Origin of the sequence: Bacteroides sp. NGMCC 1.200775, from assembly GCF_040798045.1 — a bacterium.
Taxonomy (GTDB): domain Bacteria; phylum Bacteroidota; class Bacteroidia; order Bacteroidales; family Bacteroidaceae; genus Bacteroides; species Bacteroides hominis.
This window is the reverse complement of the sequence record NZ_JASCQK010000004.1, coordinates 288,277-305,510: the sequence shown is the minus strand read 5'-3', so window position 1 is coordinate 305,510 and position 17,234 is coordinate 288,277. Positions and strand designations below refer to the sequence as shown.

Below are 17,234 nucleotides of genomic sequence, written 5' to 3'. Positions count from 1 at the left end.
TTCGAACCTGTTACACTTGACCTTAACTAAAGCGGAACTCCACAATGGGCTGGTCATTATTAACATCTGTCGCTGTAATAGTCTTATTTTTTTCATCTACATGGAAACCTGTGATATAACGATCTAAGGTGTATTTACACAAAGGTTCACCCTCAAGATTAAATACATAAATATACTGTCCACCATCTGTAGCTCTTCCTTCCTTCTGGTGTTGCGCCATGATCTCTTTAAATGTGCGTCCATGAAAAATAGCGTAAATAGCATCATCTGTAACCTGTACATCCGAGAATCCCATGATCCCGTCAGGAATTGCATAGCCACCTGCCAACTTAAATTCCGGCTCTCCTTTTGGACCTTGACAGACTTTATGAGAACCATTTTGAAGATTATAAATTTCAAGAATCTCTCCTAATTGAGTAGCGGCAATCAACACACCATTGTGAGGATTGTAGTCGATAAAACTACGCCAAGCTTGTGCCAAAGCCGGACGAGCTTCCTTCAAGGCTTCTTCATTGGAAGAAGGAATTGTTCCACTTTTCTTCAAGAACTTTCCCTGCCGGTTCACCCAGCAAAAACGACTATCTCCCGAATAGTCGGGAATTAGAAAAGTAGTATCATTGAATGCAACAAAATCGAGAGCACGCAGAATGCTGTCTTTATCGAAAGAGATCGCTTCTGCACGCAGAAGCGAATCTCTATCCGAAACAAACTCAAACCTAGTTAACTCGCCTTTGTTGGCATCTAAAGTCCAATACGAACCATCTATACATTTCACTGTTTCTACTGAAAGCATCTCTTCCGGTGAGTCTCCCCGCCTGCCAAACGAAGACAGATAGTGGAAATCAGGGTAATGAAAAAGATGACAATACACATCACTACCATGTAAATCCAAAACGACCGCCTGATCACCGGACACATGAATCCGAAACGGATAACGCATATAAACTGAATCAAGCTGAATGACCTTGGAGTGTAGTGTCTCTTCCTTAGGGAAAGAAGCATACAACACTCGATCTTTTGGCAAATCCGAAGTGCACCCGGTAAATATTACCAAAAGAACGAGAAATGTCAGATAGTGTTTCATAAGGTTTATTAATAGTAATATAATACTTTAGATCCATCATTGGGACAAACCACTGAACCATATCCAAAACATATAGCGGGTGAAGTCCCTTCACCTGTCGCCAATGCCTCTATATTCATCATTACTAAAGATGAAGAATCTTTTCGCTTTTCTCTTATAAACATAGAAACTACAACTACTGTAACAACGGCCAATACTGCCAAAATCTTTATTTTCATTTTACCAATAAATTAATAAATATCAGCAAAGATAAGCGAGCGAGTAGAAGCATGCAAACATTCTACGTCAACACTTTTATTGATAACGTCATTTTATTAAATGACGTCTAAATATCAATATATTAAGTTCTAATAAGGTAGCAATTGATTTTATTATTAATTCAACAAATAAGACGGAAAATTAAAACTTTTAAAGTAACTTTGCAGCACCAACACAAGATATGGCAATATGAATAAAAGAATATTTTTAATAATCGGAGTCATTATACTATTCATTATGATTGCTATAGGGGTCTCAACCTATACAATCATCCACTCCCTTATTCAAAAAGAAAAAGAAACATTCAAGCCACAAGTCGAAAATATTTTAAAAGAAGCGGTAATTAACAACATTGCACAAAAATGCAAGGATTTACCTTTGAATGGACTTAGCAATTCACCTAAGAAAATAGGAACATACGAAACTCGTACTTTTTGTTCAAAAGATACGCTATTTACCTATCAACATAAAATTCAAGATATCGATACCGAAATATTCTTAGCCCGCCAATTAGGCTTACTTATGATGGACAGTTTACAGAGTACTGACATACAGAACTTAATAATTAAAAACTTAAATAAAAATGATATAAAGGGATATGTCAACACCGCAATCATTGTCTCCAAACATTTACAGAGAGAAATATGGAGTCAGCCCCCAAGTAGTATCCCCCACAATGCAGAAACGATTATCTATCGTTTAGAAAATGAAATTGTCAATGTAGATTACATTATGTATATCGACTATAATTTCTCAACTTTGTGGAAGCGAATGCCTAAAACCAATATCTACATCAATTTAATAGTGGAACTGATTCTCATCTACATCATCATTCTGTTTATACGGTATCATAGAAAGTATCGAAAAAAGACATCAGTACCAGCAGCCGATACAGCAGAGCCTGCACCTCATATCATCGAAACCATACCAGTCGGCAGTAGTGTAGAAACAGAAAAGCAAACTAATTCTACCATAAAAGAAGAGTTATCATTAAAGGATCAATTTGTTTTTGAAAAAGATTTTGTCTTATTCAACAACCATCCGATCAAAATGCCTAATCAGCAACAAAAAATATTAACTTTTTTCTTAAACAGTCCAAATTACAGAATAAATAAAAGTGATTTAAAGAAAGAATTCTGGCCTCAAAATGCTGATCCAACCAATAATATGACAAGTGCCATCAACAAATTAAAAAGAATTTTGGAAGAAATAGGCAGCAAATATACGATCATAACAGATAAAAAAAACGAAGAATGTTATATATTGGTAGATGACAAAACCACATAAAAACAGGAAGTTAACATTGTAACTTTACGAAGTTAACATCGTAATTGCAAGAAGTTAACTTCGTAATTGCAAGAAGTTAACTTCGTAAAATTACGATGTTAACTTCTTGTATACTATCTTATTAATTTCTTCCTCTCCATAAGAACCCTAAAAGCACACAGAATAAAAAATGTGCGAGATACATCACGCACCCCGCACACAGCAACCATTTAAGTATTAAACAATTAAACTAAAAACATATGATAGTACTATATAAAAAAACAAGTCCCAATCCAGTGCTACATCAATGTTAACACCGAGATGAAACTACTCTTAGAATCTTCTCACACATATGCTCATTCTCCTGTAGGAGTTTATTAGAGCAACTTTTCAACTCAGACTGCTCCATTTCAAATGCCTTATTTATCGCAATAGATAAATCATATAATGGGAAATACCCTCTATCACTCTGAACAGGTTTTGCAGTAAAACCGGCAACATATTGACTCATAAACGTAGCATCAGTAACTAAACCATTCCAACCATAAGAGTCAACAATAATCACAGGCTTATGATTTAAAACAGCTTGAGCAGCGAAAAGTCCATCACTTATGATTAAATCAGCTTTCGAAGCATGCTCCATCACTTCGGAGGTCTGGCATAGCTGCGCTTGGAAGGTTTGTACAACCCGAGTGAAATCACGTAATTTCAAATCGACTACAGACGCAGTACTCCACGTGGAATATCCTTTCAACAGAGCTAAGATCCTCAATATAGAATGAAACTCATTAACCCAAATCAAAATAGATTTCTTCTCATTATCATTCACATTATTCGTCCATCTGTCACGAGAGGGCAACAAACAAGTATCACCCATTAATTCATTGACTGACAACAAATTATTTTGTAAATTCATTTCTTTAATACGAACATACTCCTCATCTTTAAAAGCGATAATCAAAGGATAATTACCCCACTCTTGTTCACTTACTTCCGATGTATAGTTCACGTCATACCCCGCACCTTTCAATAAGGAAACCAAGGCTTCCTGATTACCTAATTGCGTATACGTTCTGTCGCATGTTGATAATAAAATTCTCTTCATTATAACAACTATTCTACAATAAACTGTCCATATACATACCCACCAGCTGCATTGGTAAATTCAAGCACATAAGTTCCCGGAGTTAAATCAGCAATAGAGAACGAAGTAACCTGACCGGCAGCTGTTACATCCATAGAAGACGAATAAACTTCTTTTTTAGCATCAGTAATTTCTTTCACTGCAATATCTACATTACCTATAGCTTCTATAAACTCAATAGATAAAATAGTACCATCAATATCTGCAGAAATAGGAATGGATGGCTTTAAGGAACGAGTTCCATTATCAATCAATTCACCATCAAGAACAATAGGTCTACGGAGGACTTGAGTTGACATAGCACATATGGATTGCCCAATGAGCAATACCATAATTAATGATAAAATAACACGCAATTTCATATTCTATATTGTTTTGGTTTCGTCAAATGTAGTGCATTTGAATAAGATAACAAAAAAAATTACCCGGACAAATACAGGAAGGGTTAATACAAGATAATATACTATATATAAACAATTTAAGTAATCAAACATAGATATATACCCGGACAATTCAAATCTGCCAAAACTAATATTTTCGCAAAAAATCATCCAAATCATCGGATGTAGATAAGTTTAATCGTTTTTTTAAACGTCCTTTAGCTTTTGTCACCGACTCAGAAGTTGTTAGAAAAGCGAGCCCCAAAACATCATGCGTAATGCCAAATCTCAGCAAGCAACAAATTTCAAGATCGTGCTTAGTCAAATTAGGAAATTCCTTCTTAATACGCATGATGAAATCATTGTGTAAAGCATTGGAAAGATGAAACAACTTATCCCAATCACCATCCAAAAGTTGTTTTTTATCAGGATTATTATCCATATCCTCCTTCTTTCTCAACATAAGCAGTATACGAAGTCCTTGCATGTAGATAGCATAAAGATCATTATCGTCACTATCTGGTATGTTCCCTTTCTTTTCAACTAAATGAATAGATAATGTCTTATTCTGGTCCTCAAGCACAGACACTTTTCCTTGCAATTCTCCTATCTGATTTCGATAATCTTTTAATGTTTCTTTTTGTAAATTTCTATAATTGAGTATTTGCTCTTGATACATCTCTATCTCAGTAGCATTCTGACGAATCCTTTGGCTGATATCTCTGATTAACTTCTGGTTAATTCGATATTTATAATAAATATATATAATGACTAATATAGCAATAAAGCCTACAAATGAACCTGTCAAAAGAATATTCTTTTTCTCAATACTGGCTTGCAAACTTTCTTTTTGCCATTTTTCACTATCATATTTACTCCGCAAATCAGCTATGGTATTTCGAATATCAATATCTTGAGTTATTGATTGTAAAGAGTCAGCTATATCTTTATAACCAATAGCTACTCCAAAGTTATTTAATTCTTTCTCTAAATCATATAAACATTCACAAGCATCTCTCTTTACAATAATATTTGGACTTTTAAGACATAAAGCTAAATACATTTTAGCCTCTTTTAGCCGATTCATATAAAGATATAAGTTTCCCAAAGCTAAATAACCTGAATACAGGTTGTCTTTATTAATTTCCCTTTCTATAAAAGATAAAAAACAATTCTCAGCGCCCAAATAATCATTTGCAGACCGATGTATTACTCCGACTTCTAACAATATCGAGGATGCAGACGGATATTTTTTAATATCAGCTATATGCAAAGCTTTATCAAAATAGTGATATGCACTATCCAATTGTTCCTTATATAGAAATACCCTACCGATATTCCTATAAGCAAAACTAATCCCTAAAGAATCTGGTATTTGAGAATAAAATTGTAAAGAAGCTCTGAAGTCATTTAATGCAGCATCAAAAAGCTTTTGTTTTCTATTTAAGTTTCCTATTCCCTCAGACATCAATCCTAACAATTTATATTCATGGCTATTTCCTAATACATCTTTCGCCTTCAAATAAAATTTCATAGCGTCTTCCACTTTATCAAGACTTTCCATCACTCTTCCATAATAATAGAAAGCTTTTCCTTTGGATACAATATCTTCAGTATAAGATCCATAATAACCAACCGCAAATTTAATAAGGGAATCCGAAGTAAATTTCATGTAATTCTTGTCCATAGCCTGAGTCATTAGCAGGCTATAATCTGCTTGAGCTCTGCCATGAAGGCTTTCAGGAGTTGGGATGTGCTTTAAAATAGTCATAGCACTATCCGGATCAGATTCCATTATTCTCTCAGCTTGAGACAATGATAATACAACTGTATCCGGTGTCGAATGACATGATACAACCAAAAGACCAAATAAAACAACAAAAAGATAACCAAATCGTAAGTGCGTGTTCATTTTCATTAAGTTTTTCGCAAAAATACGGAAAAAACTTAAAGTTTAACGATTTAAAGTTGCATTTTGTTCCATGCGCTGATGCTCTTCAATCAGCTCCATGTTTGATTTCGCTTTTGTAACAAAATCTTTTACTAATTTATTATTTTTAAAAGAATAAGGAGCATCTTTCATGATGTCCTCAATTTGAGGAGTCATAACCGGATAAGGCAAAGTACTGCAAAGCATCATAAATACACTTGGACCTAAAACCGTTTCGTAATTATCGGAAATAAATTTTTTGATAAAACCATTCATATCCTGCATCAACGAATCACCTTCGTGAGTCAGTTGTTCATGAATATCTGCCAAGTCAGCACCATCCATCACCATGCGTGCCTCTTTACGTTGCAACTCTTCTATCTGGATATCTAATGAGTTCTTTTTATCAATAAAAGCATAAAGTGCATTGTTCAAGGAGGTGCCTTTCGCAACCAATTCAGTATTTGTAATTGAAACTTGAATATTACCTTTTTCAATTACCAAAGGCATGATACTCTCGTCGCCAATATAAAGTGTAGCCATCACTACCGAATCCACTTTGCCTTTCATCGAAAACAATCCATGTATCACTTCTGCAGAATCAATATTAAGCCACTCACCGTTCTGAAGCACTTTAATAAAAAGCATCTTACCATCCAGGCTGGTTACAGAAGAGGCGCCTTCAATCTTATACTTACGGCTACAAGAAGTGAAAACAAAAAGCAAAAGTAAAAAAGGCAATACTTTATTCATAGGATACACAACTTTTTCGGTGACAAAGGTACAACGGATTCGTAAGCAAATGAAACATTTTATCAATATTTAAAACTTGTAAGACTCTTTTCTTTAATAATCCTTATAAACATCTATATAAGGACGGATTTTTCATTTACTTTATCTAAATTTGCACTTTCGGAGTTGACAAATAGTCAATGAGTTATTGAATTAGTCAGCCCGTTAACCCGTAAAATTGTAATCGTATAATATAGAAAATGTCTACTACCTACGCACCCTTTGCCAAGCCGCTATACGTAATGCTCAAGCCCGTAGGGGCTGTATGCAACCTTGCATGTGATTATTGTTATTATCTGGAAAAGTCCAGACTTTATCAAGAAAATCCCAAACATGTGATGAGTGATGAATTACTCGAAAAGTTCATCGAACAATACATCAATTCGCAAACTATGCCGCAGGTACTCTTCACCTGGCACGGAGGAGAGACATTGATGCGTCCACTCTCTTTCTATAAGAAAGCGATGGAACTGCAAAAGAAATATGCTCGCGGAAGAAGCATAGACAACTGTATACAGACCAACGGTACCATGCTAACCGACGAGTGGTGCGATTTTTTTCGTGAGAACAATTGGTTGGTAGGAGTTTCGATAGATGGGCCTCAGGAATTTCACGACGAATACCGAAAGAACAAACTTGGAAAGCCATCGTTTGTGAAAGTCATGAATGGTATCAATCTTTTAAAAAAGCATGGAGTAGAATGGAATGCTATGGCGGTAGTGAATGATTTTAATGCAGACTATCCGCTCGACTTTTATCATTTTTTCAAGGAGTTAGATTGCCATTATATTCAGTTTGCCCCAATAGTGGAACGAATTTTTCCCCATAAAGACGGACGCCATCTGGCATCCCTGACACAACGGGAAGATGGAAAAATAGCTGAATTCTCCGTTACTCCTGAACAATGGGGAAACTTTCTCTGTACACTTTTCGACGAGTGGGTGAAAGAAGATGTAGGTAACTATTATATCCAACTTTTCGACTCTACTCTTGCCAACTGGGTAGGAGAACAACCGGGTGTCTGTTCTATGGCAAAAACTTGCGGACATGCCGGTGTAATGGAGTTCAATGGCGATGTATATTCATGTGACCATTTTGTGTTTCCGGAATTCAAATTGGGAAACATTTACAATCAGACTCTGGTAGAAATGATGTACAGCGAACGCCAGACGTCTTTCGGACAAATGAAACAGAATTCACTGCCCACCCAATGCAAGGAATGCGAATTTCTGTTTGCCTGCAATGGCGAATGCCCTAAGAATCGTTTCAGCCGCACAGCAAACGGCGAACCGGGGCTCAACTACCTGTGCAAAGGATATCATCAGTTCTTCAAACATGTGGCTCCTTACATGGACTTTATGAAAAATGAACTAATAAACCAACGTCCGCCCGCTAATGTGATGGACGCTATCAAAGGAAACAAATTGATCATAGATTAAAATAGAAAAGCAACAAATCATACTAATTTTTTAATAAACTAATGAACAGACTCAAACTTTACTTACTGGCGCTGACTGCGTTGGTCGTTTGTTCCGCAAAGGCGGACGAGGGTATGTGGTTACTGCAACTGATGCAGGAACAACACTCTATCGATATGATGAAAAAACAGGGACTGAAACTTGAAGCCCAAGACCTGTATAATCCGAACGGAGTTTCACTGAAAGATGCTGTAGGTATCTTCGGTGGGGGATGTACCGGAGAAATCATTTCACCGGAAGGATTGATATTAACTAACCATCACTGCGGATACGCTTCTATCCAACAACATAGTTCTGTTGAACACGATTATCTGACAGATGGCTTTTGGGCAACCTCAAGAGACAAAGAGCTGCCTACACCGGGGTTAAAGTTTACATTTATCGAACGTATAGAAGACATCACTAATATCGTAAATGCCAAAATCGCTGCAAAAGAAATCACCGAGACAGAATCATTCAGCAGTGCTTTTCTCAATAAACTGGCCAAGGAATTGTTCGAAAAGAGTGACCTGAAAGGAAAAAAAGGAATCGTTCCGCAAGCATTGCCTTTCTATGCCGGAAACAAATTCTACATGTTTTATAAGAAAGTATATCCGGATGTACGCATGGTTGCCGCCCCGCCTTCATCAATCGGCAAGTTCGGCGGAGAAACCGACAACTGGATGTGGCCACGCCATACCGGTGACTTCTCAATGTTCAGAATCTACGCCGATGCCAACGGAGAACCGACAGAATACAATGCTTCCAATGTACCCTTGAAAACTAAAAAGCACCTGAACATTTCTATCAAAGGGCTGAAAGAGGGAGATTATGCAATGATTATGGGATTCCCGGGAAGTACCAGCCGTTACCTCACTGTATCGGAAGTGAAAGAGCGTATGGAAGCAAGCAATGCTCCCCGTATCCGCATCCGCGGCACCCGTCAGGACGTACTGAAAGAAGCCATGAATGCCAGCGACAAAGTACGTATTCAATATGCCAACAAATATGCAGGTTCCAGCAATTATTGGAAAAATTCTATCGGTATGAACAAAGCCATTATCGATAATAATGTTTTAGGCACGAAAGCAGACCAGGAAGCAAAATTTGCACAATTCGCCAAAGAAAAAAATAACACTGACTATATGCAGGTTGTATCTAAGATCAATGAAGCCGTATCAAAAACCTCTCCGATCAAATATCAGCAGACCTGCCTGACCGAAACATTCTTCGGCGGTATTGAATTTGGCAGTCCTTATCTGGTGATGGATAAACTGAAAGAAGCGTTAGAGCAGAAAAACGACTCTAATATTCAGGCTAACATCAAGGTATTAAAAGAGGTGTTTGACAACATCCATAATAAAGATTACGACCACGAAGTAGATCGTAAAGTAGCCAAAGCTTTGCTACCACTTTATGCAGAGATGGTTCCTGCCGGACAGCGTCCCGCTATCTACGAGGTGATTGAAAAAGAATATAAAGGAGACTACAATGCATACGTGGATGCAATGTATGATACTTCAATTTTAGCAAATCAGTCTAATTTTGATAAGTTTATCAAAAAGCCAACTGTAAAGGCAATCGAAAAAGATATAGCCACACAATACTCACGTGCTAAATTTGATAAATATACCGACCTGGCTGCACAGATGGGCAAACTGCCGGAAGAACTGGCTTTATTACATAAAACATATATCCGTGGATTGGGTGAAATGAAATTGCCTACACCATCTTATCCCGATGCAAATTTCACAATCCGACTGACTTACGGAAATGTGAAGCCATATAGCCCCAAAGACGGTGTATATTATAAATATTACACAACAACCGATGGAATCCTTGAAAAAGAGAACCCGGAAGACCGTGAGTTCGTGGTCCCGGCCAAACTGAAAGAGCTGATTGAGAAAAAGGACTTCGGACGCTACGCATTACCGAATGGTGAAATGCCTGTTTGCTTCCTGTCTACTAACGATATTACCGGCGGTAACTCCGGAAGTCCGGTATTGAATGAAAATGGAGAACTGATTGGCTGTGCGTTTGATGGTAACTGGGAGTCACTGAGTGGCGACATCAATTTCGATAACAACCTGCAACGCTGTATCAATCTGGATATTCGCTATGTACTATTTATCCTTGAAAAACTGGGAGGATGCGGACATTTGATTAACGAAATGACGATTGTTGAATAATGATGAAAAAGCAATTATTATCTACTACGTTCGCACTGATGGCACTGACCATCAGTGCCGACGAAGGAATGTGGATGCTTACTGACCTGAAAGCGCAGAATGAAGCTGCCATGATGGACCTTGGATTACAAATCCCCATTGAAGAGGTTTACAATCCGGACGGAATAGCTTTAAAAGATGCTGTTGTGCATTTTGGAGGCGGATGTACCGGTGAAATTATCTCAGCGGAAGGATTGGTACTGACCAACCACCATTGCGGATATGGGGCGATCCAGCAACACAGCAGTGTAGATCATGACTATCTGACAGACGGATTCTGGGCAATGAGCCGAAACGAAGAGTTACCATGCAAAGGACTGACAGTAACCTTTATCGACCGTATTCTCGACGTAACGGACTATGTAAATGAACAGCTCAAAAAAGATGATGATCCTAACGGAGTCAATTATTTGTCTCCCAAATATCTGGCAACGGTTGCCGACCGTTTCGCAAAGGCGGAAAAAATCCAAATCACACCGGCAACACGCCTGGAACTGAAACCGTTTTATGGCGGTAACAAGTACTATCTGTTTGTAAAGACCGTCTACAGTGACATCCGCATGGTAGGTGCTCCTCCCTCCTCTATTGGCAAATTCGGAGCTGACACAGATAACTGGATGTGGCCGCGTCACACAGGAGACTTCTCTTTATTCCGCATTTACGCAGACCCAAGTGGCCAGCCGGCAGAATATTCTAAAGACAACGTGCCCCTACAAGTAAAAAAACACCTGACAATTAGTTTGGCAGGAGTAAAAGAGGGTGACTTCACCTTCGTTATGGGATTTCCCGGACGTAACTGGCGCTACATGATTGCCGACGAAGTAAAAGAACGGATGCAAACCACTAACTTCATGCGCCATCATGTACGCGAAGCAAGACAAGCTGTACTGATGGAACAAATGCTGAAAGATCCTGCGGTGCGCATACATTACGCAAGCAAATATGCCTCTTCAGCTAATTACTGGAAAAATGCCATTGGCATGAACGAAGGGCTTGTTCGCCTAAAAGTGTTGGATACCAAAGAAAAGCAACAAGAACAGTTATTGGCAATGGGACGTGAGAAGAAAGATGATTCTTACCAGAAGGCCTTCGACGAAATACGTTCGATTGTAGCTCACCGCCATGATGCGATGTATCATCAACAAGCTATTAACGAAGCATTGGTAACTGCACTTGATTTTATGAAAATCCCTTCAACCGACGGATTGAAAAAAGCGCTTGAAAGTAAAAATGCTTCAAAAATTAAAGAAGAAACCGATAAACTGAAAATTGCAGCAGATAAATATTTTGCATCTGTCCCTTTCCCGGAAGTAGAACAAATCGTAGGCAAAAAAATGCTCGAAACCTATGCCGGATATATTCCGGAAGATCAACAGATAGGTATTTTCAAAGTAATAAACAGCCGTTTCAAAGGAGATAAGAATGCCTTTATCGATGCTTGCTTCAAGTATTCAATCTTCGGGTCGAAAGAAAACTTCGACAAGTTTATCGCTCGTCCTACCCTGAACAAACTCGATAAGGACTGGATGGTTCTCTTCAAATACTCCATCACAGACGGATTGCTGCAAACAGCTCTCGCAATGAAAGATGCCAATAAAAACTATGATGCCGCCCACAAAGTATGGGTGAAAGGTATGATGGACATGCACCAGGCCGCCGGCACACCTATCTATCCGGATGCAAACTCGACTCTCAGATTGACTTATGGTCAGATATTGCCGTACGAACCTGCTGACGGAACAGTATACAACTACTATACGACTCTGAAAGGTGTGATGCAGAAAGAAGATCCTGGCAATTGGGAGTTTGTAGTACCCACCAAACTGAAACAACTATATCAGGCGAAAGACTTCGGACGCTACGCTATGAAAAACGGAGAAATGCCAGTATGTTTCATTGTCAATACAGACAACACAGGAGGAAACTCCGGAAGTCCGGTATTCAATGGAAAAGGTCAACTGATTGGTACCGGATTCGACCGTAATTATGAAGGTTTGACAGGAGATATTGCTTTCCGTCCTTCTTCACAACGTGCAGCAGTGGTTGACATCCGCTATACTCTATTTATTATTGATAAATATGCAGGCGCTTCACATATCATCAAAGAACTCGATATTGTGGAATAATATAAAAAGAGAGTGCACTTCGCTTAAAGTGTACTCTCTTTCTTTAAAATATCAATGGAAGTATTTCTCAATAAAATTCTTCACTCCCACTGATTACCTGATAGCTTCAGACAAAATCTTCTACCAAATACATCTCTTCAACCATATCTTCCATGGTTTGTTCCAGATTTATTACCGCTTCTTCAGGTGAATCACCATACGCATTACACTGCATACTTACAATAAGCCAGGCATAATAACCTCCATCGGATGTACGTTCAAGCACATAATCAGTTTTATTCAATTTCATATCGGAAAATAATTAGTTAATGTAGGTACAGTAATGACCGACTGCTGGTCGATAAGTCGTTCGAGTTCTCCTATAATCTGCCGCTCACTACTACGGGCCCAACGAATAAACTCTTTGTTGGGAACATACGTCCCGGCAAAACGTAGCAACGACTCCAAATCAAAAGATTCGCCAATAATTCCGGCACCGGACCGGTAAGCATCATAGGCATTGCAATCCTGTTCGATATGGGCAGGTACCATCAGTACAGGTTTTCCCAAATACATTGCCTCACAAATAGATTCAAAACCGGCCGTACTGGCATATGCTCTGCAACCGGCCATTCGGTTGAGGAATTTCACATCATCAATCTGATGGAAACTTAGGGTAGCATCTACCTTGATTACCTCGTCAACATCCTGTTTATCCCAGAAAAAATGCATAGGTACTTCAGGATGTAAGACATGAAAGGCTTCTACACTATCTGCAAAACCGGAATTAACCATATATCCGTGAATATAATTGCCTTGTTCCGGTTGGATGGCAGCCACTTCCCTACGAAGCAGAGGAGGAACGACGGTTATACCTTCTGCCCGGTCCGGATTCATCTTATGGAAAGAAAGCGCTAACCGCCTATTGGCACGCAGACTCGTCAAACGTGTAAAAAAGCGAAGTATGGAAAGTTGGATCATAGATTTCCGTGGAAACTCAAAGTTTTTATGCAAGAACAGATATTGATGCCCGACGCAGACATAAGGAACAGAGGGACGGAAGAGTGCGTAGGTAAGTCCAGTCAGAAGTTCGTAGAAGTTGATCACGACTTCCGCCCCTGTTTCCTTAATACGCTGATCGATATAACACATGCTGCGAAAGTATTCCGGTGTACGTATCAGGTTATAAACAAAACTCTTTTTCAGATTAGCCCGCTTATTTTCAGTGGTAGGCAAAAAATTCGGACTGGTGAAGCGCTTTACGGGTGCCTGAATACTTCGGTTAAAGAAACCGGGTAAAGTACGTGATGAACTTTTCCCGACAAGTACTTCCACTACTTCGTGTCCATTACGCAACAACATATCTTCCAGAGTAATGGCTTGGGTAAAATGTCCCCTCCCCTCTCCTTGAACGATAAACAAAAATTTCATGATGCTTTAGTTATTGGTGTAGTTTTTTTCTCTTTGTTATTATTTTCTTTCAATAGTTCACTATCAAAATAACGGATAGTCCAGTTTCCTTCTTCATCTTCTGTCAAAGCCGAAAGTGTTTCTACCCAGTCACCCGAATTAAGATAATGAATACCATCACAATAAGTATTGGCAGGGTGATGAATATGCCCGCATATCACCCCATCACACCTTTTAACTTTTGCCAGTCCTACAAGCTCTTTTTCAAAATCAGAAATATAAGAAACAGCGGTCTTCACTTTATTCTTGATAGATTGAGAAAGAGAATAATAAGGCTTACCCTGCTTCATTCTGCGGGCGTTATAAACTTTATTCAACCACAACAGAAAAGTATATCCAGTGTCTCCCAGTTTCGCCAACCACTTCATTTGGGTGGTCACTGTATCGAAAATATCTCCATGGGTCACATAATAACGTTTGCCATGACTCTCATAGATGCAGTCTTTCACAATTTGGACATTATAAAAGTTCAAAGGTGCCAGATTATCCAGAAAGTCATCATGATTGCCACGAACATAAATCACCTGTGTTCCGAAATTCTCCATCATTTTCATAATCACTTTAAAGAAGTCCGTATGTTTAGCTTTCCATTTTCCCAAACCGCTTTTCTGTAAATGCCATCCATCGATGATATCACCATTCAGGATCAGGCGGTCACAATTAATCGATTTCAAAAAGTGAGTAACCTCTTCTGTTTTAGAATGCTGTGTTCCCAGATGAATATCCGAAAGAACTACTGTGGGATAATACGTGCGTAAATGCATAACTTTTTGTTTTTTCGTTACGCAAAGATCCTGTTTTCAGATTACAGGAGGATGAATGCAAGGTTACTATATGATGAACAAAATCGGGGTTTCTCTGTTATTATAATAAAACAAATAGCTATATTTGCCCTGTCTAAACGAGGGCTTATATTTATCAAAAGAAAGGAAAAAATTATGGAAAAATTCGAAGATTTAATACAGTCACAAAGTCCCGTTTTAGTAGATTTTTTTGCAGAATGGTGTGGACCTTGCAAAGCAATGAAACCGATTCTTGAAGATTTGAAACAACAGATAGGAGAAAAAGCCCGCATTGTAAAAATAGATGTGGATACCCATGAGGACTTGGCGGTAAAATACAGAATCCAGGCAGTGCCTACTTTCATCCTTTTCAAAACGGGAGAAGCAGTCTGGAGACATTCCGGTATGATCCAAGGTAGCGAACTGAAAGGAGTTATTGAACAATACACAATAAAAGACAAAGAATGAAGAAAGTATTATCATTAGTAGCTTTGGCCATGATCAGCACCATTATGTTTGCTGTAAACGATGGAGCCAAGACAAATCAAAACAAAAAGGAAGCAAAAAGCGGTGAAGTCATTGTGATGAATAAAGAGATGTTTATCAACGATGTGTTTGATTACCAAAACTCAAAAGAGTGGAAATACAAAGGTGATAAACCAGCTATCATCGACTTATATGCCGATTGGTGTGGTCCTTGCCGCATGACAGCCCCTATCATGAAATCGCTCGCTAAAGAGTATGACGGGAAGATCGTGATATATAAAGTGAATGTAGATAAAGAAAAAGAATTGGCTGCCCTGTTCAATGCAACAAGCATTCCTCTTTTTGTATTTATTCCCATGGAAGGCGAACCTCAATTGTTCCGTGGAGCAGCAGATAAAGCCACTTATAAAAAAGCAATAGACGAATTTTTGCTGAAACAGAAATAAAGTTTTAATAAAAAACATGATAAAAGGGTATGGTGCCGTCTTTGGCAAACCATACCCTTTTATCAATTACTTAAAGTATCCAACCGGATGATTCATCATCGGAATCTGACCATCTTTCAATTTCAAGGCACTTCTGAGCTGGGTTGTATCCATTGTTGCGCGTGGAACCGTAGCCAGTCGCGCTGCGGAACAAAATAATGAAATATTCTGAGAAACAATCCCTACATCCATAGCTCCTGTCATTTGAGTGCGATTATTTTTCACATCTCCCAATTTTGATAAATCACTGACCAGTACCAATGATAGCGGAGCACTATTGACAAAAGCCTGTCCCCCTGCAACTGCCGAACGATAATCGCCCTCAGAAATCAAGTTAAGCTTATGTCCTTTAGCATCATACAAATAAGTACCTTGCGGAAGGACTACGTAGATATCAACATCTTGACGATTCATGGCCGACGGAGCAGTGCGCTTGCCCTCTGCCGGACGACTAATTCCATTGGCGGCCCACAACAGGTCGGATAAATCGGTGTTGCTCAGAGCTTGGGAAGCATATTCACGGACAGAATGGCGCTCGGATAACGCTTTCATTAACTGTCCGCTACGATTTATATTGGGCTTGGGCAGCTGAATCACCTGATCGGCAGCATAAATTGTCATTGACAAAAGAAGAAAACACACTAAAGACTGTAGTTTTTTCATAATCCTTTTTCTTTTAAGTGAAATACAAATATAAAAAAATCATCAGTTAACGGCCCCATTTCAAAAGAAAGTTTAACAAAAAAGGCCTGTATCCGTATAGATACAAGCCTTTTTCTATAATCATCTATATGATTTATTTCTTACCGAAATAACGGTTATAAAGTCCTTCAAAACCTTTACCGTGACGAGCTTCGTCTTTACACATTTCGTGCACTGTATCATGGATAGCATCCAAATTCAAAGCTTTAGCACGTGTAGCAATGCGCTTTTTATCTTCGCAAGCACCGGCTTCAGCATTCATTCTCTTTTCAAGGTTTGTCTTAGTATCCCATACGCAATCTCCCAGCAGTTCGGCAAACTTAGAAGCATGCTCAGCTTCTTCCCAAGCGTAACGTTTGAAAGCCTCAGCTACTTCAGGATAGCCTTCACGGTCAGCCTGACGGCTCATAGCCAGATACATACCAACTTCAGTACATTCGCCCATGAAGTGATTGTTCAAGTCTTTGATCATTTCTTCGTCACAACCCTTAGCCACACCGATTACGTGCTCGTCAACAAAAGTGAGTGCACCACCTTCTTCTTCAACAACTTCTACGAATTTGCTTGCAGGAGCTTTACACAAAGGACATTTCTCAGGAGCTGCGTCACCTTCATAAACATAACCGCAGACAGTACATCTAAACTTTTTCATTTCGTCTTAATTT

At 38.7% G+C, this 17,234-nt stretch carries 17 protein-coding genes; 6 read left to right on the top strand and 11 right to left on the bottom strand.

Annotation, left to right across the window (positions count from 1 at the left end):
- Positions 1 to 22: 22 nt before the first annotated feature.
- Together QK890_RS13020 and QK890_RS13015 are read right to left on the bottom strand one after the other, a co-directional pair.
- A complete protein-coding gene (locus tag QK890_RS13020) occupies positions 23 to 1,084 on the bottom strand; it encodes a TolB-like 6-bladed beta-propeller domain-containing protein (RefSeq protein WP_122330525.1) in 1,062 nt (353 codons plus the stop codon).
- Between the two features lie 8 nt (positions 1,085 to 1,092).
- A complete protein-coding gene (locus tag QK890_RS13015; RefSeq protein ID WP_080714153.1) occupies positions 1,093 to 1,302 on the bottom strand; it encodes an NVEALA domain-containing protein in 210 nt (69 codons plus the stop codon).
- Positions 1,303 to 1,531: 229 nt separating this feature from the next.
- Between QK890_RS13015 and QK890_RS13010 the strand changes: the two genes are divergently transcribed.
- Complete coding sequence (locus tag QK890_RS13010; protein WP_220575836.1) at positions 1,532 to 2,629, top strand: helix-turn-helix domain-containing protein; 1,098 nt, start codon at positions 1,532 to 1,534, stop codon at positions 2,627 to 2,629.
- A 289-nt stretch (positions 2,630 to 2,918) separates the two neighbouring features.
- Here QK890_RS13010 and QK890_RS13005 read toward each other — a convergent pair whose 3' ends face one another.
- From QK890_RS13005 to QK890_RS12990, 4 genes are all read right to left on the bottom strand, one after another.
- Positions 2,919 to 3,713: a hypothetical protein gene (locus QK890_RS13005; protein ID WP_220575835.1), complete on the bottom strand. Its 795-nt coding sequence runs from the start codon at positions 3,711 to 3,713 to the stop codon at positions 2,919 to 2,921.
- An 8-nt stretch (positions 3,714 to 3,721) separates the two neighbouring features.
- Complete coding sequence (locus tag QK890_RS13000) at positions 3,722 to 4,114, bottom strand: DUF3244 domain-containing protein (RefSeq protein WP_005807425.1); 393 nt, start codon at positions 4,112 to 4,114, stop codon at positions 3,722 to 3,724.
- Positions 4,115 to 4,280: 166 nt separating this feature from the next.
- Positions 4,281 to 6,044, bottom strand: a complete 1,764-nt coding sequence (locus tag QK890_RS12995) for a tetratricopeptide repeat protein (protein WP_296026621.1) — start codon at positions 6,042 to 6,044, stop codon at positions 4,281 to 4,283.
- Positions 6,045 to 6,086: 42 nt separating this feature from the next.
- Positions 6,087 to 6,815 carry a DUF4369 domain-containing protein gene (locus tag QK890_RS12990; protein ID WP_367627377.1) on the bottom strand — a complete coding sequence of 243 codons (729 nt, stop codon included), beginning with the start codon at positions 6,813 to 6,815 and terminating at the stop codon, positions 6,087 to 6,089.
- Positions 6,816 to 7,054: 239 nt separating this feature from the next.
- On the opposite strand from QK890_RS12990, the gene QK890_RS12985 reads away from it, so the two are divergent.
- From QK890_RS12985 to QK890_RS12975, 3 genes are read left to right on the top strand one after another with little or no spacing between them, the layout of a single operon-like run.
- A complete protein-coding gene (locus tag QK890_RS12985; protein WP_032530728.1) occupies positions 7,055 to 8,293 on the top strand; it encodes an anaerobic sulfatase-maturation protein in 1,239 nt (412 codons plus the stop codon).
- Between the two features lie 41 nt (positions 8,294 to 8,334).
- Positions 8,335 to 10,500 carry a S46 family peptidase gene (locus QK890_RS12980; RefSeq protein WP_022012469.1) on the top strand — a complete coding sequence of 722 codons (2,166 nt, stop codon included), beginning with the start codon at positions 8,335 to 8,337 and terminating at the stop codon, positions 10,498 to 10,500.
- Between the two features lie 2 nt (positions 10,501 to 10,502).
- Positions 10,503 to 12,665, top strand: coding sequence for a S46 family peptidase (locus QK890_RS12975; RefSeq protein WP_250702903.1), 2,163 nt, complete (start codon positions 10,503 to 10,505; stop codon positions 12,663 to 12,665).
- A gap of 106 nt (positions 12,666 to 12,771) precedes the next feature.
- On the opposite strand, the gene QK890_RS12970 is transcribed toward QK890_RS12975, so the two are convergent.
- Genes QK890_RS12970 through QK890_RS12960 form a run of 3 tightly spaced genes read right to left on the bottom strand, consistent with a single transcriptional unit; the run spans position 12,772 to position 14,878 of the window.
- Complete coding sequence (locus QK890_RS12970; RefSeq protein WP_122296207.1) at positions 12,772 to 12,954, bottom strand: type II toxin-antitoxin system HicB family antitoxin; 183 nt, start codon at positions 12,952 to 12,954, stop codon at positions 12,772 to 12,774.
- Positions 12,951 to 14,075, bottom strand: a complete 1,125-nt coding sequence (locus QK890_RS12965; RefSeq protein ID WP_250702856.1) for a glycosyltransferase family protein — start codon at positions 14,073 to 14,075, stop codon at positions 12,951 to 12,953. The genes QK890_RS12970 and QK890_RS12965 overlap by 4 nt, the downstream gene beginning before the upstream one ends.
- Positions 14,072 to 14,878: a UDP-2,3-diacylglucosamine diphosphatase gene (locus QK890_RS12960; protein WP_005780295.1), complete on the bottom strand. Its 807-nt coding sequence runs from the start codon at positions 14,876 to 14,878 to the stop codon at positions 14,072 to 14,074. The genes QK890_RS12965 and QK890_RS12960 overlap by 4 nt, the downstream gene beginning before the upstream one ends.
- Positions 14,879 to 15,052: 174 nt before the next feature.
- On the opposite strand from QK890_RS12960, the gene trxA reads away from it, so the two are divergent.
- Positions 15,053 to 15,364, top strand: coding sequence for a thioredoxin (gene trxA, locus QK890_RS12955; RefSeq protein WP_005807441.1), 312 nt, complete (start codon positions 15,053 to 15,055; stop codon positions 15,362 to 15,364).
- Positions 15,361 to 15,828 (top strand): co-chaperone YbbN, encoded by a 468-nt coding sequence (locus tag QK890_RS12950; RefSeq protein WP_005780298.1) that lies wholly within the window; start codon positions 15,361 to 15,363, stop codon positions 15,826 to 15,828. Before trxA ends, QK890_RS12950 begins: the two co-directional genes overlap by 4 nt.
- 66 nt (positions 15,829 to 15,894) lie before the next feature.
- Here the strand turns inward: QK890_RS12950 and QK890_RS12945 are convergent, their stop codons facing one another.
- Both QK890_RS12945 and QK890_RS12940 read right to left on the bottom strand, forming a co-directional pair.
- Entirely contained in the window at positions 15,895 to 16,530 is a 636-nt protein-coding gene (locus QK890_RS12945) for a SagB/ThcOx family dehydrogenase (RefSeq protein WP_005807443.1), read from the bottom strand.
- A 133-nt stretch (positions 16,531 to 16,663) separates the two neighbouring features.
- Entirely contained in the window at positions 16,664 to 17,221 is a 558-nt protein-coding gene (locus QK890_RS12940; protein ID WP_005780311.1) for an NADH peroxidase, read from the bottom strand.
- Positions 17,222 to 17,234 lie beyond the last annotated feature (13 nt).